Annotated in this window: 1 protein-coding gene; it reads left to right on the top strand. The window is 43.3% G+C overall.

Annotation, left to right across the window (positions count from 1 at the left end):
• The coding region (gene rnt / locus R7044_RS25765; RefSeq protein WP_225456066.1) for a ribonuclease T at positions 1 to 604 on the top strand (604 nt) is incomplete at its 5' end.
• Positions 605 to 672 lie beyond the last annotated feature (68 nt).

Raw genomic sequence — 672 nt, 5'->3', positions numbered from 1 at the left:
TCGTGGTTATTTCCCAGTGGTTGTTGACGTTGAGACCGCTGGTTTCAATGCTCAAACTGATGCACTTTTAGAAATCTGCGCCGTCACCCTTCGTATGGATGAAGAAGGCGTTCTGCATCCAGCCTCCACTATTCATTTTCATATTGAACCTTTTGAAGGCGCGAATTTAGAGAAAGAAGCGCTTGAGTTTAATGGTATTCGTGACCCTTTCAGCCCTCTTCGTGGTGCTGTTTCTGAGCAAGAGGCGCTAAAGGAAATTTATAAGCTTATTCGCAAAGAACAAAAAGCCGCAGATTGCTCACGTGCAATTATGGTTGCTCATAACGCAGCATTCGACTTGGGTTTTGTAAATGCAGCAAATGAACGCTGTAAACTAAAAAGAGTCCCTTTTCATCCCTTTGCTACTTTTGATACGGCTACATTAAGTGGCCTTGCTTATGGCCAAACAGTTCTCGCTAAAGCATGCAAAACAGCCGGGATGGAATTTGATAACCGTGAAGCACACTCTGCGCTTTACGATACACAAAAAACAGCAGAATTATTCTGCGGTATTGTCAACAAATGGAAGGCCCTAGGCGGTTGGCCTCTTGTCGACGAAGAATAATAAGTAAACACAACATATTAGGAAAAGTATGAATCCTGTCGTTATATCAGTGTGCGTCATGCTCGTGT

It is taken from the genome of Vibrio sp. 1402 (genome assembly GCF_033340275.1).
This window is presented reverse-complemented; position numbering and strand designations above follow the sequence as displayed.